General features: G+C 73.6%; 17 protein-coding genes. 11 read left to right on the forward strand and 6 right to left on the reverse strand.

The window, feature by feature from the left end; translation table 11 throughout:
- Positions 1-128: 128 nt before the first annotated feature.
- Entirely contained in the window at positions 129-1,166 is a 1,038-nt protein-coding gene (locus KLI87_RS40765) for a methyltransferase domain-containing protein (protein WP_308166522.1), read from the reverse strand.
- A 261-nt stretch (positions 1,167-1,427) separates the two neighbouring features.
- Between KLI87_RS40765 and mfd the strand changes: the two genes are divergently transcribed.
- The 6 genes from mfd to KLI87_RS37900 all read left to right on the forward strand — a co-directional run bounded on the left by mfd (position 1,428) and on the right by KLI87_RS37900 (position 10,538).
- The gene (gene mfd, locus KLI87_RS37875) at positions 1,428-4,979 is read left to right on the forward strand and encodes a transcription-repair coupling factor (protein ID WP_214620853.1); all 3,552 of its coding nucleotides are present in this window, start codon (positions 1,428-1,430) and stop codon (positions 4,977-4,979) included.
- A 57-nt stretch (positions 4,980-5,036) separates the two neighbouring features.
- Entirely contained in the window at positions 5,037-5,690 is a 654-nt protein-coding gene (locus KLI87_RS37880) for a SurA N-terminal domain-containing protein (protein ID WP_214620854.1), read from the forward strand.
- Positions 5,687-6,712: a MazG family protein gene (locus KLI87_RS37885; RefSeq protein ID WP_214620855.1), complete on the forward strand. Its 1,026-nt coding sequence runs from the start codon at positions 5,687-5,689 to the stop codon at positions 6,710-6,712. The genes KLI87_RS37880 and KLI87_RS37885 overlap by 4 nt, the downstream gene beginning before the upstream one ends.
- 115 nt (positions 6,713-6,827) lie before the next feature.
- Positions 6,828-9,278, forward strand: coding sequence for a penicillin-binding protein (locus KLI87_RS37890; protein WP_308166523.1), 2,451 nt, complete (start codon positions 6,828-6,830; stop codon positions 9,276-9,278).
- Between the two features lie 97 nt (positions 9,279-9,375).
- Positions 9,376-10,323, forward strand: a complete 948-nt coding sequence (locus KLI87_RS37895) for an NADP-dependent oxidoreductase (protein WP_214620856.1) — start codon at positions 9,376-9,378, stop codon at positions 10,321-10,323.
- A gap of 8 nt (positions 10,324-10,331) precedes the next feature.
- Complete coding sequence (locus tag KLI87_RS37900; RefSeq protein ID WP_156219077.1) at positions 10,332-10,538, forward strand: hypothetical protein; 207 nt, start codon at positions 10,332-10,334, stop codon at positions 10,536-10,538.
- Positions 10,539-10,541: 3 nt separating this feature from the next.
- On the opposite strand, the gene KLI87_RS37905 is transcribed toward KLI87_RS37900, so the two are convergent.
- The 4 genes from KLI87_RS37905 to KLI87_RS37920 all read right to left on the reverse strand — a co-directional run bounded on the left by KLI87_RS37905 (position 10,542) and on the right by KLI87_RS37920 (position 14,852).
- Entirely contained in the window at positions 10,542-11,873 is a 1,332-nt protein-coding gene (locus KLI87_RS37905) for a HAMP domain-containing sensor histidine kinase (RefSeq protein ID WP_308166525.1), read from the reverse strand.
- A gap of 276 nt (positions 11,874-12,149) precedes the next feature.
- The gene (locus KLI87_RS37910; RefSeq protein ID WP_156219075.1) at positions 12,150-13,025 is read right to left on the reverse strand and encodes an ABC transporter permease; all 876 of its coding nucleotides are present in this window, start codon (positions 13,023-13,025) and stop codon (positions 12,150-12,152) included.
- Positions 13,015-13,806, reverse strand: a complete 792-nt coding sequence (locus KLI87_RS37915) for an ABC transporter ATP-binding protein (protein WP_156219074.1) — start codon at positions 13,804-13,806, stop codon at positions 13,015-13,017. Before KLI87_RS37915 ends, KLI87_RS37910 begins: the two co-directional genes overlap by 11 nt.
- Positions 13,803-14,852, reverse strand: coding sequence for an ABC transporter substrate-binding protein (locus KLI87_RS37920; protein WP_214620857.1), 1,050 nt, complete (start codon positions 14,850-14,852; stop codon positions 13,803-13,805). Before KLI87_RS37920 ends, KLI87_RS37915 begins: the two co-directional genes overlap by 4 nt.
- A gap of 198 nt (positions 14,853-15,050) precedes the next feature.
- Between KLI87_RS37920 and eno the strand changes: the two genes are divergently transcribed.
- From eno to KLI87_RS37940, 4 genes are all read left to right on the forward strand, one after another.
- Complete coding sequence (gene eno, locus KLI87_RS37925; protein ID WP_214620858.1) at positions 15,051-16,334, forward strand: phosphopyruvate hydratase; 1,284 nt, start codon at positions 15,051-15,053, stop codon at positions 16,332-16,334.
- 129 nt (positions 16,335-16,463) lie between these two features.
- A complete protein-coding gene (locus KLI87_RS37930) occupies positions 16,464-16,907 on the forward strand; it encodes a septum formation initiator family protein (protein WP_156219071.1) in 444 nt (147 codons plus the stop codon).
- Positions 16,908-16,959: 52 nt separating this feature from the next.
- Positions 16,960-17,529 (forward strand): DUF501 domain-containing protein, encoded by a 570-nt coding sequence (locus KLI87_RS37935; protein WP_214620859.1) that lies wholly within the window; start codon positions 16,960-16,962, stop codon positions 17,527-17,529.
- Positions 17,526-18,476, forward strand: coding sequence for a Ppx/GppA phosphatase family protein (locus KLI87_RS37940; protein WP_214620860.1), 951 nt, complete (start codon positions 17,526-17,528; stop codon positions 18,474-18,476). The genes KLI87_RS37935 and KLI87_RS37940 overlap by 4 nt, the downstream gene beginning before the upstream one ends.
- 24 nt (positions 18,477-18,500) lie before the next feature.
- On the opposite strand, the gene KLI87_RS37945 is transcribed toward KLI87_RS37940, so the two are convergent.
- Positions 18,501-19,292, reverse strand: coding sequence for a DUF2510 domain-containing protein (locus KLI87_RS37945; RefSeq protein WP_214620861.1), 792 nt, complete (start codon positions 19,290-19,292; stop codon positions 18,501-18,503).
- Positions 19,293-19,430: 138 nt separating this feature from the next.
- On the opposite strand from KLI87_RS37945, the gene KLI87_RS37950 reads away from it, so the two are divergent.
- Positions 19,431-20,246 (forward strand): uracil-DNA glycosylase, encoded by an 816-nt coding sequence (locus KLI87_RS37950; RefSeq protein WP_214620862.1) that lies wholly within the window; start codon positions 19,431-19,433, stop codon positions 20,244-20,246.
- Positions 20,247-20,262: the final 16 nt, after the last annotated feature.

Here is a 20,262-nt window from a genome sequence, read left to right on the forward strand (position 1 = left end):
CGCGTGACACGAGTCGGCGTGGGGGCCAGCCGGGGGCCGGGTGGACGCCACCCCGCGTCCCCCTCCTCCCGCAGGGAAAAATACTGCGGACCTGCCCGTCCGCGCATCCCGGGGGCGGGGCGGCGGACTCAGATGACCCGGGCGAAGCGGTTCTCGGGTTTACGGATGACCAGCGTTATCTCGCTGTGGTCTGCGGTGAGACGGCCCCGGCTGAGCGCCGACACCAGCCGGCACAGCACGTCGGCGAGGCCGGTTCCGGCCCCGAGCGCGTCGATGGCCTGCCGGGACGTGTACTCCTCGGCGACGACCAGCCCGCGCATCACGCAGTACCACTGCATGCCCTGGCGCGAGGCGACCCGGTCGTAGACGGCGGGCGGCGGATGGGCGGCCCGGCCGCGTCCGGCGCGGTGCTCGATCCCCTTCCGGGGCTCTGCCTTCCGTGGTTCTGCCTTCCGGGGCTCTGCCTTCCGGGGTTCTGCCTTGCGGGGCTCCGGCCTCCGGGGCTCCGCGCGGGCCTGGGCCGGGTCGGCCGGGTCGGGCGCGTCCCGTGAAGGCGCGTCTGATGAGGGCGGGGTGGTGGGCTGGGGGGCGACCCGTACGTCGCCCGGGTCGTCCGCGGGGGCGGCGGGCTCCGGCTCCGGTTCCGGAGCGGGGTCGGGGTGGGGGACGCGGGCGTGCGCGCCCCGGGGCGACCGCCCGGCGCGGGCCCTGCGCCGCCGTCCGGAGGCGTGCATCCAGCGGGGGAGGTGCCGGTCGAGGAACCCGAACGCGGTGTTGCGGTCGCGCAGGTGGACCAGCAGCAGCCCGCCCGGCTTCAGCGCGGCCACGAACCGGTCGAGGACGAGTTCGGCGTGCGGGACGCGCTCGATCAGGTAGGAGGCGTGCACGACGTCGTAGGCGCGCGGCGGCATCGGCACCGTGCGCAGGTCGCCCAGGTGCCAGCTGTCGAGGTCGGCGCGCTCGCAGGTGCGGGCGCGCAGCTCGGGGGACTCCACGTCGACGCCCGTGACCTGGTGGTCATGGTCGCCGAGGTCCAGCCCCTCGCCCCAGCCGCACCCCGCCTCCAGGATGTGGATCCGCTGCAGGGGCTTCTCTAGGGCGTACTGGCGGGCGCGTTCGGAGAAGAGATCGCCGTCGCTGACCGGCGGCGTACGCAGATCGGTCACAGTCTCGCAGCGTAATCGTCCGACTGCGCTCTGTCCGCTATTTGCCCATTGTTGGGCACGGCCGTGTCGCGCCCCGGGTGGACCACCCGCGCCGAGCGTCCCGCGCGGGCGGGTAACCGGGTGCCTCCGGGGGGCGCGTACCCTGGTACAGGCACCGGGTCCGGACGGATTCCGGTTCTTCGGGCTGCCCTGGCGACCGTGGGCGGCCCGCGCGCACCGGGCCGGTGCGTCCCTCAGCGGCGGATCGAGTAGCTGGCGAAGATGACCCTCAACGGACTTGTCGACCTTGCGTGCACCGACCCCGGGCTGGCGCGCGCGCTCACCCACGCGCGGCTGGACCAGGAGGTCGTGGCGCCCCCGTCGCTGTGGCCGGTGCTGGCCGCCGCCCTCAGCCGGGCGACCCGCACCGCGGACGGCGGGAACGCCGGAACCGGCGGCACCGGCGTGGTGCTCGCGGTGACCGCGACCGGCCGCGAGGCCGAGGACCTCACCGCCGCGCTGACGAGCCTGCTCGACCCGGGCCGGGTCGCGCACTTCCCGGCGTGGGAGACGCTGCCGCACGAGAAGCTGTCACCGCGCTCGGACACGGTCGGCCAGCGGCTCGCGGTGCTGCGGCGCCTCGTCCACCCGGACGCGGGCGACCCCGCCGCCGGGGCGGGCGGCGGCCCGGGACGCGGCGGCGGCCTCGACGTGGTCGTGACGCCGATCAGGGCGGTGCTCCAGCCGATCGTGTCGGGACTCGCCGACCTGGAGCCCGTCCGGCTGTCCTCCGGCGAGGACGCCGACATGGACGACGTCGTCCGGCGCCTGGTCGACGCGGGCTACCACCGCGTGGACCTGGTGGAGAAGCGCGGCGAGCTGGCCGTGCGCGGCGGCATCCTGGACGTGTTCCCGCCCACCGAGGAGCACCCGCTGCGGGTGGAGTTCTGGGGCGACACCGTCGAGGAGATCCGCTACTTCAAGGCCGCCGACCAGCGGTCGCTGGAGGTCGCGGGCGACGGGCTGTGGGCGCCGCCCTGCCGGGAGCTGCCGCTGACCGGGCGGGTCCGCGAGCGGGCCCGGGAGCTGGCGGGCGAGCATCCGGCGCTGGAGGAGATCCTCGGCCGGATCGCCGACGGCGACACGGTCGAGGGCATGGAGGCGTTCTCGCCCGTCCTCGCCGAGGGCATGGAGCTGCTGACCGACCTGCTGCCGGACGGCTCGGCGCTGCTGGTGTGCGAGCCGGAGCGGATCCGCACCCGCTCGGCGGAGCTGGTCCGGACGAGCCAGGAGTTCCTGGAGGCGAGCTGGGTCAACGCGGCGGCGGGCGGCGAGGCGCCGATCGACCTCGGCGCGGCGGCGTTCCGGTCGCTGGAGGAGGTCCGCGCGCACAGCACCGAACTGGGCCTGCCGCGTTGGAGCGTGACGGCGCTCAACCCCGAGGGGGAGGCGCTGAGCCTCGGGGTGCAGCCCGCCGAGGCGTACCGGGGCGACACCTCCCGGGTCGTCGGCGACGTGAAGGGCTGGATCGACGGCGGCTGGCACGTGGTGCTGGTCACCGCCGGGCACGGTCCGGCGGAGCGGCTCGTCCAGCTCATGGGGGAGGAGGGGCTGGGCGCACGCCTGGCCGACCTTCCTGAGGCGCCCGAGCCCTCGCTGGTCACGGTCACGACCGGGCTGCTGGAGAACGGCTTCACCTGGGAGTCGGTCAAGCTGGCGGTGCTGACCGAGACCGACCTGTCCGGGCAGAAGTCCTCCACCAAGGACATGCGGCGGATGCCCTCGCGGCGGCGCGGCGGCATCGACCCGCTCCAGCTCAAGCCGGGCGACTACGTCGTGCACGAGCAGCACGGCGTCGGCCGGTACGTGGAGATGGTCAGCCGGACGGTGCAGGGCGCCACCCGCGAGTACCTGATCCTGGAGTACGCCAAGAGCGACCGGCTGTTCGTCCCGACCGACCAGCTGGAGGAGCTGACCCGCTACGTCGGCGGCGAGGCGCCGAGCCTGCACCGGCTCGGCGGCGCCGACTGGCAGAAGGCCAAGTCGCGGGCGCGCAAGGCGGTCAAGCAGATCGCCGGGGAGCTGATCCGGCTGTACTCGGCGCGGATGGCTAGCCCCGGGCACCCGTTCGGCGCCGACACCCCCTGGCAGCGGGAGCTGGAGGACGCCTTCCCCTACGCCGAGACGCCCGACCAGCTCGCCGCCATCGACGAGGTGAAGCAGGACATGGAGCGGCCGGTCCCGATGGACCGGCTGATCTGCGGCGACGTCGGCTACGGCAAGACCGAGATCGCGGTCCGGGCGGCGTTCAAGGCCGTCCAGGACGGGCGGCAGGTCGCGGTGCTGGTGCCGACGACGCTGCTCGTCCAGCAGCACCTGTCGACGTTCTCCGAGCGGTTCGGCGCGTTCCCGGTGGTGGTGAAGCCGATCAGCCGGTTCCAGTCCAGTGGGGAGATCGACCAGACGCTGGAGGGGCTCGCGCAGGGCACCGTGGACGTGGTGGTCGGCACGCACCGCATCCTGTCCTCCCAGACCCGGTTCAAGAACCTCGGCCTGGTGATCATCGACGAGGAGCAGCGGTTCGGCGTCGAGCACAAGGAGGAGCTGAAGCGGCTCCGGACGCAGGTGGACGTGCTCGCGATGTCGGCGACGCCGATCCCGCGGACGCTGGAGATGGGGCTCACCGGCATCCGGGAGATGTCGACGATCCTCACCCCGCCGGAGGAGCGGCACCCCGTCCTGACCTTCGTCGGGCCCTACGAGGAGAAGCAGATCGCGGCGGCGATCCGGCGCGAGCTGCTGCGCGAGGGCCAGGTGTTCTTCGTGCACAACCGGGTCCGCTCGATCAACAAGGTCGCGGCGAACCTGGCCAGGCTCGTCCCGGAGGCGCGGGTCGGCATCGCGCACGGGCAGATGAACGAGCACGAGCTGGAACGCGTCATGGTCGACTTCTGGGAGAAGAACTACGACGTCCTGGTCGCGACCACGATCGTGGAGTCGGGGCTGGACGTCCCGAACGCCAACACGCTGATCGTCGACCGCGCCGACATGTACGGGCTGTCGCAGCTCCACCAGCTGCGCGGACGCGTCGGGCGCGGCCGGGAGCGGGCCTACTCCTACTTCCTCTACCAGCCCGAGCAGCCGCTGACCGAGACCGCGCACGAGCGCCTCGCGACGCTGGCGCAGCACACCGAGGTCGGCGCGGGCATGTACGTCGCGATGAAGGACCTGGAGATCCGGGGCGCGGGCAACATCCTCGGCGCCGAGCAGTCCGGGCACGTCGCGGGCGTCGGGTTCGACCTGTACGTCCGGATGGTCGGGGAGGCCGTCCGGGACCTGAAGGAGGGCGGCGGCGAGCCGCAGGCCGTCGAGACCAAGGTCGAGCTGCCCGTCGACGCGCACCTGCCGCACGAGTACGTGCCGGGGGAGCGGCTCCGGCTGGACGCCTACCGCCGGATCGCGGCGATCACGTCCGAGGACGAGATCGAGCCCGTGCACGAGGAGCTGAAGGACCGGTTCGGGCCGCTGCCCGTCCCGGTGCTGAACCTGCTGGAGGTCGCGCGGTTCCGGGCCAGGGCGCGCGCCGCGGGGCTGACCGACGTCACGCTCCAGGGGAACTTCGTGAAGTTCTCGCCCGTGTCGCTGCCGGACTCCAAGCAGGTCAGGTTGCAGCGGCTGTACCCGAAGAGCATCCTCAAACCGGCGACCGACACCCTGCTCGTGCCGGCGCCGAAGACCGCGCCGCTCGGCGGCCGCCCGCTGCGCGACCAGGAGCTGCTGCGCTGGGCGACGGACCTGGTCGAGGCCCTGTTCCTCGAACCGGTCCGCGCATAGGCTGGCGCGGTCCTGAAATGATCAACGACGAGATGGGGTCCCGTGTCCGGTAGGTCCGTGAAGATCGCGGCGGCCGTCCTGGTGGCGGCCGGCGCGCTGGCCGGGTGCGGCGACGCGCCGAAGCCCGGTACCGCCGCCATCGTGGGTGACGACCGCATCACGGTCACCTCCCTCAGCCAGACCGTCCGCGACTGGCGCGGGCAGTTCAAGAACGACGCGGTCGCCAACCGGATCCGCGCCGGCGCCGCGGGCCAGGGCGACCAGCTCGGCACCGAGGCGGGCGAGTCCGACCTGCGCATGGCGCTGACGCTGCTGGTGAACTTCCAGGTCGCCGACAAGCTGGCGAAGGAGCAGGGGGTGTCGGTGCCCGACGGCCGCACCGACGACGTCCTGCGCGAGATGAACCAGCAGCCGGGCGGCGCCGCCTCGATCACGCTGGCGAGCGGGCTGCCCCGCGACCGGACGCGCGACCTGGCCCGCTACGTCGCGACCAAGCGGCTGGTGCTGGAGCGGTTCGGCGCCGACGGCAACCCGCAGAGCCCCGCGACGGTGCAGGCGGGCCAGCGCTACACCCAGCTCATCCGCGGCACCGCGGGCCGCCTGCACATCGAGGTCAACCCCCGGTACGGGACGTTCGACCCGCTGCGCGGCAACGTCGGCCAGGTCGCCTACCGGCTGTCCAGCCCCGAGTCGGGCCTCGACCGCTCATGAGCCTGACCCTGCTCGCCACCACGCACCGCGTGGCGCCCGGCCTGCTGACGTGGAAGGCGTGGGAGGCCCTCCGGTCGGCCGCGCGGGTGCGGGTGCGGGCCGGGCATCCGCTGCTGCCGTACCTGCGCGACGCCGGGATCGCCCCGGAGGAGGTGGCGGCCCCCGACGCGCGCGACCTGGTCGCGGCGGCGCGCCGGGAGGACGTCGTGTGGGTCGCGGCGCCCGAGGGCGACGAGGCGCTGATGCGCGAGGTCGGCACGCTCGTCCTGAACGACCCGCTGGACGTCGAGGTGCTGCACGGGTCCTACGACCTGCCCGGCGCGCGGCTGCTCGACCTCGTCGCGGTGATGGAGACGCTGCGCCGCGAGTGCCCGTGGGACCGGGAGCAGACGCACGAGACCCTCGCGCCGTACCTGCTGGAGGAGGCCTACGAGGTCCTCGACACGATCGAGTCGGGTGACCTCGGGGCGCTGCGGGAGGAGCTCGGCGACGTGCTGCTCCAGGTCGCGTTCCACTCGGTGGTGGCCTCCGAGCGCGCCGACGAGACCGCGTTCACCGTGGACGACGTCGCGGGCGGGATCGTCGACAAGCTCGTCCGGCGGCATCCGCACGTGTTCGCGGACGTGTCGGTCTCCGGCGCCGACGAGGTCGACGCCAACTGGGAGCAGATCAAGGCGGCCGAGCGGGCGGCCAAGAGCGGCGACGAGGCGTCCGCGCTGGACGGTGTGCCGATGGGCCAGCCGGCGCTGTCGCTGGCCGCGCAACTCCAGCGCCGGGCCCGGCGGATGGGCGCCCCCGGCGACCTCGCCCCGACCGCGAACGGCGCCCTGACCTCGGGGAACGGCTCGGAAAACGGTGCGGGGAACGGCGCGGACGCCGGGAGCGACCTCGGCGTAAGGCTTTTCGCGCTCGTCCAGGAGGCCGGTGAGCAGGGCCTTGATCCCGAAGCGGAGTTGCGCGCGGTTTCGCGGGTATTCCGCGATCGTGTCAGAGTCTGGGAGCGGCGCGGCCGGGACGCCTGAACCGGGGGTCCCGCGGCACCGGCGCGCGCCGGCGGGTTCCCGGGCGTCGGGGGATATCGCCCGAAGAATCTTCGATGGGGTGGTCCGGCGGGTGTCGCCCGTCTACCCTGAGCGCGTGCCGATCAAGGCAGGAAGTGGCGGCCGGGGCCCGCTCCCCACCCCGGGACGCCGCCCGCGGCGGGTGTTCGCCGCGTCCACCACGCGCGCCGAGAAGGCCCGCGCGATCCGCGGGCTGGGCGCGCTCGGCGGGCTGTCGGGCGTGCTGGTCGCGCTGATGATCCTGCCCACCGCCTGCACCGCCGGGGTCGGCACCCGCGACGCGGCGCACTGGTTCGGGAGCGAGCCGGAGGGGCTGAGCACCTCCGGCGTGCCGCAGCGCTCCAGGATCCTCGCCGCCGACGGCACCCCGATCGCGACGTTCTTCTACCAGAACCGGGTGGACGTCCCGCTCAAGGGCATCGCGCCGATCGCGCGGCGCGCCGTCCTCGCGATCGAGGACAGCCGCTTCTACGAGCACGGCGCGATCGACTCCCAGGGCACGCTGCGGGCGCTGGCGAGCAACCTGAGCAGCGGCAAGGTGACGCAGGGCGGCTCGGGCATCACCCAGCAGTACGTCAAGAACCTGCTGCTGACCACCGCCGACTCCCGGGCCGAGCAGCGCGCCGCCAAGGAGATCTCGCCCGCCCGCAAGATCCGCGAGCTGCGGTACGCGGTGGCGCTGGAGAAGCGCTACCCCAAGGACGAGATCCTCCGCCGCTACCTCAACATCGCCTACTACGGCGACGGCGCGTACGGCATCGAGGCCGCGTCCCGGCACTACTTCTCCAAGCCCGCGTCCAAGCTGGACCTCGCCGAGGCCGCGCTGCTGGCCGGGGTGATCCGCTACCCCTACGCCTACGACCCCGTCCACCATCCGGGCATGGCCCGCGAGCGCCGCGACACCGTGCTGCGGCGGATGGCCGAGCTCGGCTGGATCGACTCCGCGACGGCGGAGGCGACCGCCCGGCAGCCGATCGCGCTGCGCGTCCAGGACGCCAGGAGCGGCTGCGTCACGAGCGAGGCGCCGTTCTTCTGCGACTACGTGCAGCGGGAGATCCTCACCAGCCCGGTGTTCGGGAAGACGCCGCAGGAACGGGAGAAGCTGCTCAAACGGGGCGGCCTCACCATCCGCACGACGCTGGACCGGCGCGCGCAGCGGGCCGCGCAGCGAGCCGTGGACGGGCACGTCCCGCGCAGGAACTCCGCGCACAAGGCCGCCGCCGAGGCGATGGTCGAACCCGGCACCGGCGAGATCAAGGCGATGGTCGTGGACCGCAGGCTCGGGCCCGACCGGGAACGCGGCAAGACCTGGATCAACTTCGCCGCCGACGCCAGCCACGGCTCCAGCATCGGCATGCAGGCCGGATCGACGTTCAAGGCGTTCACGCTGGCCGCCGCGCTGGACGAGGGCATGCCGTTCGGGACGCGGCTGATGGCGCCGCGCTCCTACACCGCCGTCGGCTACCGCGACTGCAAGGGCCGCAGCCGCGGCGACCCCGGCACCCCGCTGCGCAACGCCGCCGACGGCGAGGGCGGCAAGAGCTTCAGCCTCGTCACCGGGACGCACCACTCGGTCAACACCTTCTTCCTCGCGCTGGAGAAGAAGGTCGGGCTGTGCCAGACGGTCAAGATGGCCGAGAAGCTCGGGATGCGGCAGGCCAGCGGCGAGCCGCTGGAGCAGTACCCCTCGTTCACGCTCGGGTTCAACCCCGTCTCCCCGGTGCGGCTCGCCGCGGCCTACGCGGCGTTCGGCGCGCGCGGCCGGTACTGCTCGCCGATCGCGATCCGCCGGGTCACCGACGCGTCCGGGCACCAGATCAAGGTGCCCGGGGCGGGGTGCGAGCAGGCGATCGACAAGGACGTGGCGGACGCCGTGAACTACGTCCTCAGCGGCGTGCTGACCAAGGGCACGGCCAAGGGGCTCGGGCTCGGCCGCCCCGCCGCCGGGAAGACCGGCACCGTCGACAACTTCTCCGCCGCCTGGTTCGCCGGGTACACGCCCGAGCTGGCGTCGGCCGTGTGGGTCGGGGACCCGCGCGGCGGCTACCGCTACCCCATGGAGAACCTGTGCATGGACGGCGAGTGCTACGGGGCGGTGTTCGGCGCGACGATCCCCGCGCCGATCTGGCAGGAGAGCATGCTCGGCGCCCTGGCGGACACGCCCGCCGAGCCGTTCCACCGCCCGCCCTCGCACTTCTTCAGCAAGGGCTCGGGTGAGGACAAGGCGAAGGTGCCGGACGTGCGCGGGCTGAGGCCGGCGCAGGCCGTCGCGAGGCTGCGCGCCGCCGGGTTCAGGGCGCGCGTCGGGGCTCCCGTCGAGTCGGGGAGGTACCCGAAGGGCACCGTCGCCGAGATGGAGCCGGGCGCGCGCACCGCCGAGCCCGGCGACACGATCACGCTGCGCCTCAGCAAGGGCTCCAAGCGCCGCCCGCCGCGCGGCGGGGGCGACGGCGGCGGCGGTGGAGGCGGCGGCGACCAGCAGGTGCCGGTGCCGCCGATCACCTTTCCGCCCGGGTTCCCGCGCTGACCTGCTCTTTCCCTGCCTCGGCCGTGTGATCGGCAAGCCTTCGGGTAGATCGACTCGCGGGGGCCGGCGCCCTCGCAGTGATCGATCGGGGGAAGCCATGCGAGCCATCGCCGTGCCGGAGTACGGCGCGACACCCGTGCTGGCGAACGTGCCGCGGCCGGAGCCCGGGCCGGGCCAGCTGCTGGTGAAGGTGATCGCGGCCGGGGTGAACACGCTGGACTGGAGGATCGCCGAGGGCGCGCTCAAGGACTCGGTGGACGCGGCGTTCCCGCTCGTCCTCGGCCGGGACGGCGCGGGCGTCGTCGAGGACGTCGGGGAGGGCGTCACCCGGCTGCGGCACGGCGAGCAGGTCTACGGGTGCCTGTCCGACGTCGCGCGCGGCCTGGGCACCTACGCCGAGTACGCCGTCGTCGACCAGCACGGCCCGGTCGGGCGGATCCCGGACCGCCTGCTCTACAGCGACGCGGCGGCGGTGCCGACCGCCTGCATGACCGCGCTGGAGCTGGTCGAGGCGGCCGGGGTGACGGCCGGGCAGGCCGTCCTCGTGGCCGGGGCGACGACCGGCGTCGGCCGGGCCGTGGTGCAGCTCGCCGCCGCGTCCGGGGCGAAGGTGGTCGCCACCGCCCGGCGCGCGATGGCCGGGGAGATCCGCGGGCTCGGCGCGGCCGCGACCGTCGACCCGGCGGCGGGGGTGTTCACCGACCAGGTGCTCGCCGCGCATCCCGGCGGCCTCGACACCGTCATCGACCTGGTCAGCGACGCCGCGGGGGCGGAGGCGCTCGTGCGGCTGCTGCGTCCGGGCGGGGCCTACGCGGGCACCACCTGGGCGGTGAACCCGGACGCGATGGCGGCCCGGCGGATCCGCGGCGTCAACCTCGACGGCACGCCGACCGCCGCGCTGCTGGAGCGCGTCTCGGCCCTCGTAGACTCGGGCGGGTTGCGGGTCGCGGTCGAGCGGGAGGTGCCGCTGCACGCGGCGCCCGGCGCGCTCGCCGACGACCGCGCCGGCCCCGCCCGCCACGGCGCGACCGTCATCCGGATCTAGGGAGCACGATGAGCGAGGCCGACAAGCGGGACCGGTTGCGCGTGGTCGAGGCGGACCTCGACCGGCTGCGCGCCGAGCTGCCGCAGCCGACCGAGGACGCGGGCGACTTCGTAGACGCGGGCCAGAACCTCGCGGCCCGCGAGGAGCTGTCCGGCCGGATCGAGCTGCTGGAGGACGAGCGCCGCCGCCTGCGCGACGACCTCGGTCTCGACTGAGGCTCAGCCGGGCGGCAGGGCGGGCAGGCGGAGCACGAAGCGCGCCCCGCGCACCCCGTCCGCGCGGTCGGTCAGGACGAGCGTGCCGCCGTGCGCCTCGGCGATGTCCAGCGAGATCGCGAGGCCGAGGCCCGTGCCGCCCGCGTCCCGGTGCCGCCCCTCCGCGAGGCGGGTGAAGCGCTCGAACACCCGGTCGCGGTCCTCGGGCGCGATCCCGATGCCGTCGTCGATCACCTCGACCAGCGCGGTCGCGGGCAGCACGATGCCGACGATCACCGTCACCGCGCGCTCCGCGTGCCGGTCGGCGTTGTCGATCAGGTTGGTCAGCAGCCGCGCCAGCTCGCTGCGCCCGCCGTTCACCCGCACCGGCCCCTCCGACAGCACGGTCACCTGGGCGCGGCGGGGGCGGCGCAGCACCTCCTGGTCCACCAGCTCGGTCAGGTCGACGACCTCGCGGGTGAAGTCGCGGTCGGCCTCCAGCCGCGCGAGCGCCAGCAGGTCGTCCACCACCGCCGTGACCCGGTCGGTGTTGCTGAGGATCGCCTGGAGGGTCTCGGGCAGGTCGGTGGCGTCGGGGTCGGCGAGGGCCAGCTCCAGCTCCGTCCGCAGCCCGGTCAGCGGGCTGCGCAGCTCGTGGGACACGTCGGAGACGAACGCCCGCTGCCGCGCGACGGCCTGCTCCAGCCGGTCCAGGGTCGCGTTGACGCTGCGGGCGAGCAGCGCCACCTCGTCGCGGCGGGGCGGCACCGGCACCCGGCGCTCCAGGTCGGTCGCGGTGATCTCGTCCAGCTCCCGGCGGATCGCGTCCACCGGGCGCAGCGTCCGGCTCGCCGACAGCCAGGTCAGGTAGCCGGCGAGGCCGGAGATCGCCGGGATGCCGAGCGCCAGCAGCCCCGCCATCAGCGGGCGCGGCAGCAGCCCCGGCTCGGGTGCGAGCGTGTAGACGAGCCGCTGCCCCTGGCCCACCCCGGCCCGGTACACGACGATCTGGAAGCACCGGCCGCGCGGGGCGTCCACCGAGCAGGTGCGCCCGTCGCTGCGGGTGTCGCCGGAGGAGGGCGGCGGGAACCGGAGGGGCGGCCGCCCCTCCATCGCGGCGGTGGCCGAGACGATCCGCCCCTGCCCGTCCTGGACCTGCTGGAGGCCGCCGTCGGGGCTGTTGACGCGCGGGCCGAGCGTCCCGGAGTGGATCTCCGTGACGACCCGGCGGCCCTCCCGGGCGAGGTCCCGCTCCTGGTCGTCGGCGGCCTGCCGCCTGAGCAGCACCAGCAGCACCACGTACAGCGCGGTGGACAGCACCAGCGCCGCCAGGACCGCCGACACCGTCACCCGCACCCGGATCTCCGGGTGCCGGAGCGCGACCCGCCAGAGCCAGCGGGTCAGGTTCCCGGGGGACGGGCGAGACCGGACACGGATGACGACCTCCCACGGTACGGGGCACTACCCGTTCTTCCTTGCCAGAACAGGGCAAACGGGACCGTGGGCGGCGGGTAAAAAGATCGTCCGGTAACGGGAACCGGGGCTCGGGCCCTGGGGGCTCAGGGCCCGGGCCCCGGGTCTCTGGGGGTCGGGTGTCAGGTGTCGGATGTCAGGTGGCGGGCCGGGACCGGCTCAGTCCTGGTCGAGGCCCCAGCGGGTACGGATCGACCGGTCCACCACGCCGAAGAGCTGGTCGATCACGATCCCGATGACCAGGATGACGATCATGTAGGAGATCATGTCGGCGGTGTTGTTCAGCTCCCTGGCCTGCGACAGCAGCACGCCCAGCGAGGTGGTGTCGCCGATGATGACCAGCAGCTCGCCCGCCATCAGGCTGCGCCACGCGAACGCCCAGCCCTGCTTGAGCCCCGCCACGAACGACGGCAGCGACGCGGGCATGATCAGGTGCCGGTACAGGTTCACCCCGCGCAGCCCCATCACCTTGCCCGCGCGCAGCAGGATCGGCGGCGTGTAGTCGACGCCCGCGATCAGCCCGTTGGCGATGGAGGGCGCCGCGCCGAGCACCACCACGAACAGGATCGCGCTCTCGCTGAGCTGGAACAGCAGGATCGCGAGCGGGAACCACGCGATCGACGGCATCGTCTGGAGCCCGGTGATCAGCGACCCGAACGCGCGGCGCAGGATCCGCGACTGCGACACCATAGCGCCGACCAGCACGCCGATCGCGACCGCGACCGCGAACCCGACGACCGCGCGCCGCATGGTCAGCGCCGCCGCCTCCCAGAACCGGGAGCTGGTGACCTGGTCCTTGAACACCGGCAGCGTGTCCTTCGGGCCGGGCAGGACCCACGGCTCCTTCCAGCCGCTCCACACCACGATCTGCCAGGCCAGCAGCCCGATCAGGGCGGCGGCCCCCATCGGCCAGATCGCGGACCAGGCCCGCTGCAGGGCGCGGCGCGGCGCCCCGCCGCCGCCGAGCTCCAGCGCGTCCAGGCCCGCCATCTCGCGGTCGAGGGCGCTGCCCGACGTCCGCACGTCATGCGCCATGGCGGCCAACCTCCTCGCGCAGCCGGTCGGTGATGGTCGCGGCGAGCGTCGCCACGTCGGCCGCGTCGATCCGCCTCGGACGTTCCATCGGCACGGGGAACTCCTCCACGACCCGGCCTGGGCGGCTGCTGAGCAGCACGACCCGGTCGCCCAGCCGCACCGCCTCCCGCACGTTGTGGGTCACGAACAGCACGGTCAGCCCGCGCGTCCGCCAGATGCGCTCGATCTCGTCGTGCAGCAGGTCGCGGGTCATGGCGTCGAGGGCGCCGAACGGCTCGTCCATCAGCAGGACGGTGCCGCCCGGGACGCTGTCCTCGTTCTTGTTCTCCTCGATCGTCAGCGCCAGCGCGCGGGCGAGCGCGACCCGCTGGCGCATGCCGCCCGACAGCTGGTGCGGACGCTTCTTGGCGAACCCGCCGAGGTGCACCGAGTCGAGCAGCTCGGCGGCACGGCCACGGCGGTCCTCGCGCGGGACGCCCCGCATCTTCAGCGCCAGCTCCAGGTTCCCCGTCACGGTCAGCCACGGGAACAGCGCCGGCTCCTGGAACATCAGCGCGACCCGCGCGCCGTTCTTGTCGATCGTCCCGGCGCTCGGCCGGTCGAGGTCGGCGACCAGGTTGAGCAGCGTGCTCTTGCCGCACCCGGAGGCGCCGAGCAGGCACACGAACTCACCGGGCGCCACGTCGAGGGAGACCTGGTCCAGTGCGAGGAGGGAGGATCCGCCCGTGCCGAACGCCTTGGAGACGTCGCTGAGCCGGACCGCCGTGGCCGCCGCGGTCATTTGTCGCTGACCTGTGCCTTCCCGCTCGCCTTGAGCACGTCGTTGAGGGGGCCGAGGTCGTAGATCCCGTTCAGGTCGGTCTTCTCCAGCAGCCCGATCTCCTCGGCGTGCTGGGCGCCCTGCACCAGCGAGGTCGCGACCGGGTCGGTGGTGAACTGGATCTCCTTGAACGCCGAGTCGAGCACGGCGGGCTTGAGCGGCTTGCCGCTGAGCTTGGTCAGCGCGTCGTTGACGGAGGTCTTGGCCTCGGCCGGGTGCTGGTTGATGTAGTCGGTGCTCTCCACCACGCCCTGGAGCAGCTTCTTGACCTGGTCGGGGTGGGCCTTCTCGAACTTCTGGCTCACCAGCAGGTTGGTGATCACGAACTTGCCGCCGGGCCAGAGGGTCTTCTCGTCCAGCAGCCGCTTGCCCTTGCTCTCCAGGATCAGCCGCGAGGCGTAGGGCTCGGGGACCCACGCGCCGTCGATGTTGCCCTGCGCGAACGTCTGGAGCGTCTGCGCGTTGTCCTGCGGGACGACCTTCACGTCACCGCTGCCGTCCTTGTTCGCCGTGAGGCCGTTCTTCTTGAGCCAGTAGCGGATCGCGACGTCCTGTGTGTTCCCGAGTTGCGGCGTGGCGATCTTCTTTCCCTTGAGATCCTGGACGCCGTTGATACCGGGTTTCACGACGAGCGAGACACCGCCCGAAGCGGCGCCGGAGATGATGTGAACCGCTTTCCCGTGTGACTTCGCCCACGCGTTGATGGACGGGTTGGGGCCGACGAAGGTCGCGTCGACCGCGCCGGAGAACAGCGCCTCGACGGCGGCCGGCCCCGCGTTGAACGTCGCCGTCTTGGGCGCGGTGCCGAGGTGCTTGGCGAAGATCCCCTTCTGCACGCCCACGAGCGCGGTGGCGTGGGTGATGTTCGGGAAGTAGCCGAGCTTGAGCTGGGGGGACGATCCGGAGCCGCCGTCGTCGTCGTCGCCACCGCAGGCACCGAGCGCACCCGCTCCAGTGAGGACGGTCAGAGCCACTGTGGCGACACGCCAGCGGAGTCCGCGATGCATTGTCATGTTTCCCTACTTATCAAGTCTGTTTGACGTGGACAGTAGATAAGGTTGGCAATCACTTCGTCAAGTCGGTTGCGCAGATCGGTTTCGTAACAAGGGCCGGATTTGTGAGCGGCGAGCCAGTTGGGTCGCGCGGGACGGCGCCGGATAGGCTCTGTGACCGCACCAATCCATTCGCAAGATCAAGGAGATGCCGTGTCGTCGATCGAGGCCGTAATCGCCCGGGAGATCCTTGACTCCCGAGGGAACCCGACCGTCGAGGTCGAGGTGCTGCTCGCCGACGGCACCGAGGCGTCCGCCGCCGTGCCGAGCGGCGCGTCCACCGGACAGTTCGAGGCCGTGGAGCTGCGCGACGGCGGTGAGCGCTACGGCGGCAAGGGCGTGCGGAACGCCGTCCGCGCCGTCACCGAGACCATCGACGACAAGCTCGTCGGCTACCCCGCCTCCGACCAGCGCCTGGTCGACCAGCTCCTCATCGACCTGGACGGCACCCCCGACAAGTCCGCGCTCGGCGCCAACGCCCTCCTCGGCGTCAGCCTCGCGGTGGCCAAGGCCGCCGCCGAGTCCGCCGGGCTGCCGCTGTTCCGCTACGTCGGCGGGCCGAACGCGCACGTGCTGCCCGTCCCGATGATGAACATCCTGAACGGCGGCGCGCACGCCGACACCAACGTCGACGTCCAGGAGTTCATGATCGCGCCGATCGGCGCGGCCACCTTCTCCGAGGCGGTGCGCTGGGGCGCCGAGACCTACCACGCGCTGAAGTCGGTGCTGAAGTCGCGGGGCCTCGCGACCGGCCTCGGCGACGAGGGCGGCTTCGCCCCCGACCTGCCGAGCAACCGCGACGCCCTCGACCTGATCCTGGAGGCGATCCGCAAGGCCGGCTTCACCCCCGGCCGCGACGTCGCGCTCGCCCTGGACGTCGCCGCCAGCGAGTTCCACGCCGACGGCCGCTACACCTACGAGGGCGCCGAGCGGTCCGCCGACGACATGGCCGCCTACTACGCCGAGCTGGTCACCGAGTACCCGCTGGTCTCCATCGAGGACCCGCTCGACGAGGAGGACTGGACCGGCTGGTCCGGCCTCACCGCCGCGCTCGGCGACCGCGTCCAGCTCGTCGGCGACGACGTCTTCGTCACCAACCCCGAGCGGCTCGCCCGCGGCATCGCCGAGGGCGCCGGCAACGCGCTGCTGGTCAAGATCAACCAGATCGGCACGCTCAGCGAGACCCTCGACGCGGTGACGCTGGCGCAGACCAGCGGCTACCGCTGCATGATGAGCCACCGGTCCGGCGAGACCGAGGACACCACGATCGCCGACCTCGCCGTCGCGACCAACTGCGGCCAGATCAAGACCGGCGCCCCGGCCCGCAGCGAGCGCGTCGCCAAGTACAACCAGCTCCTGCGCGTCGAGGAGCTGCTGGGCGACGCGGCCCGCTACGCCGGCGCCGCCGCGTTCCCCCGGTTCGACCGGCAGGGCTGACCCGGGCGGGCCCGGCGCCGCGCGGCGCCGGGCCCCTCCGCGGCCGCCCGCGAGTAACCCCCGCGACCGATCCCGTCCAGGCAGACTCGTCCAGGCAGAGCAGACTCGTCCAGGCAGAGGGGACACGCCATGGCGCAGGACGACAGGGCCCGCTCCCGGGCCGCCCGCGACGAGCCCGACGGCGACCGGGGACGGCGCGGCAACCCGGCGCTGACCAGCCGCGCCGCGATCCTCGCGGTCGTCGTGTGCGCGATCGCGCTGAGCCTCGCCTACCCGGTGCGCGAGTACATCGCCCAGCGCAAGGAGATCGCCGATCTCCAGCACAAGGAGAGCGTCGCCCGCCGCCAGGTGGACGAACTGGCGCAACGCAAGCAACAACTGGGTGATAAGTCGTACATTGAGCGGGAGGCGACGCGCAGGCTCCACTACTGCCGCCCGGACGTGAAGTGCTACACCGTCCTGGGGGGCGGCGGCGAGGGCGAGCAGGAGGCCCGCAAGGGCCGGCCGCCGAGCAAGCCGCCATGGTACGAGACACTGTGGCGGTCGGTGGAGGCCGCCGACCGCCCCCGCTGAGCCCGGCGCGCGGGTGGTCAGGGGTCGTGAGGTCCGCGGGTGGGGACACGGGATGGTTGAGGAACGCTCCTATAAGCAGGACCAGGCAGCCGAGCAGGACCAAGTGGCGGGGGAGGACGTCGCGGCGGTCGCGGCGCAGCTCGGGAGGGAGCCGCGCGGGATCCGGCGGGTCGCCTACCGGTGCCCGTGCGGGCGGCCCGCCGTGGTCGAGACGGCGCCGCGCCTTCCGGACGGCACCCCGTTCCCCACGCTGTTCTATCTGACGTGCCCGAAGGCCGCCTCGGCCATCGGGACGCTGGAGGGCGGCGGGATGATGCGCGAGATGCAGGCGAGGCTCGCCGGTGATCCGGCGCTGCGGGACGCCTACACCGCCGCGCACGAGGACTACCTGCGCCGCCGCGGCGACGCCGCCCGCGAGGACGGCATCGAGCCGCTGCCCGAGGGCATGCAGAGCGCGGGCGGGATGCCGGAGCGGGTGAAGTGCCTGCACGCCCTCATCGCCCACGAGCTGGCCGTCCCGGGCGTGAACCCGTTCGGCCGGGAGGCGCTGGACGCGCTGCCCGGCTGGTGGCGCTCGGGCTCGTGCGTCCCCGCCGACCGCGCCGGGGAGGAGGGCCGGTGACGCGCGTCGCCGCCATCGACTGCGGGACCAACTCGGTCCGGCTCCTGATCGCCGACATCGCCCCGGGCGCGGACGGCGGGGCCCTCACCGACGTCGAGCGCCGGATGGAGATCGTCCGGCTGGGGGAGGGCGTCGACCGCACGGGACGGCTCGCGCCCGCGGCGCTGGAGCGGACCTTCACCGCGATGCGCGGCTACGCCGAGCTGATCGAGCGGCACGGCGCCGCGGCGGGCCAGGGGCCGCTGAAGACCCGGGTGGTCGCGACCAGCGCCACCCGCGACGCCGCCAACCGGTCGGAGTTCGTCGACGGCGTCGTCGAGATCTTCGGCGTCGTCCCCGAGGTGATCAGCGGCGACGAGGAGGCCGCGCTGTCGTTCGCGGGCGCGACGCGGGAGCTGGCAGGGCTGCGTCCCGCCCGTCCCTACCTGGTGGTGGACATCGGCGGCGGCTCGACCGAGTTCGTGCTCGGCAGCTCCTCGGCCGACGCGGCCCGCTCGGTCGACATCGGCTGCGTGCGGATGACCGAGCGGCACCTGAGGGACGGCGACCCGCCCTCGCCCGAGCACATCGCGGACGCGGTCGCCGACATCGACGCGGCGCTCGACCGGGTCCGCGAGGTGGTGCCGGTCGACGAGGCGCGCACGCTGGTGGGCCTCGCCGGATCGGTCACGACGGTCGCCGGGATCGCGCTCGACCTGCCGGAGTACGACCCGGCGAGGATCCACCTGTCCCGCATCACCGCCGACCGGGTCCACGAGGTGACGCGGCGGCTGCTGCACGCGACCCGCGCCGAGCGGGCGGAGTTCGGCGTCATGCACCCCGGCCGGGTGGACGTGATCGGCGCGGGCGCGCTCATCCTCGACCGCATCATGCGGGAGTACGGCTTCGGCGCGGTCGTGGTGAGCGAGCACGACATCCTGGACGGCATCGCCTGGTCCCTCCTGTGAGGGAGGGCGGCTACCGCTCGACCGCTACTGCTTGAACTGGGCCAGCAGCGCCGGGATCAGCACGGCGTTGGGGTTCTGCTGCGGCACGTAGAGGACGGGCGCCGCGCTGCTGGACTGGTGGATCCAGACCCGGCCGCCGTCCACGGTGGCGCTGGAGATCGCCGTCCAGCTCAGCGACACCCGGTTGCCGCGCACGCCGCCCGGGTGGACGGTCAGCCCCTGCGCCACGTCGATCGACTCGCCCGCGCGCACGCGTCCGGCCAGCTCGGACACCAGCCGCTGCTCGGCCTGGACCTGGCACAGCTCGATGAGCCGCCCCCAGATCCGCTCGGGCTCGCCCTCGGGGCCGAGCGGGCGGCCGGGCATGGCGTCCGGCTCGATGACGACCTCGACGCGCGGCCCGCCGTGGAACGGGAAACGGCCCGCCTGGAACACCCATTGGGTGGTCGTCTGCTGGCCATAACCGGACGCGACCTCCGCCGCCCAGTACGCGACCCACTCCACCCGCGGCCAGCCGAGGACGGCCGTCCCGTAGGAGAGGAGTTCGTCGTCGGCGTGCAGGCGCAGGCCGCGCACGTTCACGTCCACGGCCTGGACGGCGGGCTGCCTGCCCCAGTCGTTGCGTTGCCCTAAGGGCGCGCTGTAGTACGGCTCCTGTTCGCGCCGCTCCTCCGCCCGCCGGCGGGACCGCTCGGGGCGCCGCGTACGGGGCGGGCCCGGCGGCTCGGGGTTGAGGCGCTCGGTCCACACCTGGCCGTCCCACCAGCGCAGACTGCCGGTTCCATAGGGGTCGGGATACCAGCCCGGTTGCGACAAGGCAGCCTCCGCTTCGCGAATGGGGTGCCGGACACCCGCCTCCCCGACCGGCCAACGCATCGTATCGAGCCGAGCCCCCGGCGCAGAGAGCGCGGCCACTCCGCGCCACTTGCCCCCCGGGGTGGGACGATGAGCGGTATGGCGAACGCTCCCTTCGTACCCCCCGGATCCGGGTGGCCGGGCGACCCGGCCACCCCCGGCACACCGGTGGCGCACGACGCCGCCGAGGTGATCGAACTGGCCGCGAAGTCCCCCGGCCTGGACGAGCTGTGCGCCCGGCAGTCGGTGTGCCGCGCGTGCGACCGGCTCGTGGAGTGGCGCGAGCGGGTCGCGGTGGAGCGGCGCAGGGCCTTCGCGGACGAGGAGTACTGGGGCCGGCCCATCCCCGGATGGGGCGCGGCCGAGCCCCGGGTCATGATCGTGGGCCTGGCGCCCGCCGCGCACGGCGGCAACCGCACCGGGCGGATCTTCACCGGAGACCGGTCGGGCGACTGGCTGTTCGCCTCGCTGCACCGGGTGGGGCTCGCGGCCCTCCCGACCAGCGTCCACGCGGCCGACGGCCAGCGGCTGATCGACACCAGGGTGGCGGCGGCCGTCCGCTGCGCGCCGCCCGACAACAAGCCGACCCCGCTGGAGCGGACGACGTGCCTGCCGTGGCTGGCCCGCGAGGTCGCCGAGGTCGCGCCGAGCGTGCGGTGCGTCGTCTGCCTGGGCGGGTTCGCGTGGCAGGCGGTGTGGCCCGCGCTCCGGCAGGCGGGGTACGGGCTGCCCCGGCCGCGTCCGAGGTTCGGGCACGGCGCGGAGGTCGGGCTGGCGCCGCCGTCCTCGGTGCCCCGCCGGGATCCGGTCCTGCTGCTGGGCTGCTACCACCCGAGCCAGCAGAACACCTTCACCGGGCGGGTCACCGAGGAGATGCTGGACGCCGTCCTCACCCGCGCCCGCGACTACGCGTAGCGGTCGCGCGCGCCGG

It is taken from the genome of Actinomadura sp. NEAU-AAG7, assembly GCF_018603865.1.
In the GTDB taxonomy this organism is placed as follows: Bacteria; Actinomycetota; Actinomycetes; order Streptosporangiales; family Streptosporangiaceae; genus Spirillospora; species Spirillospora litoris.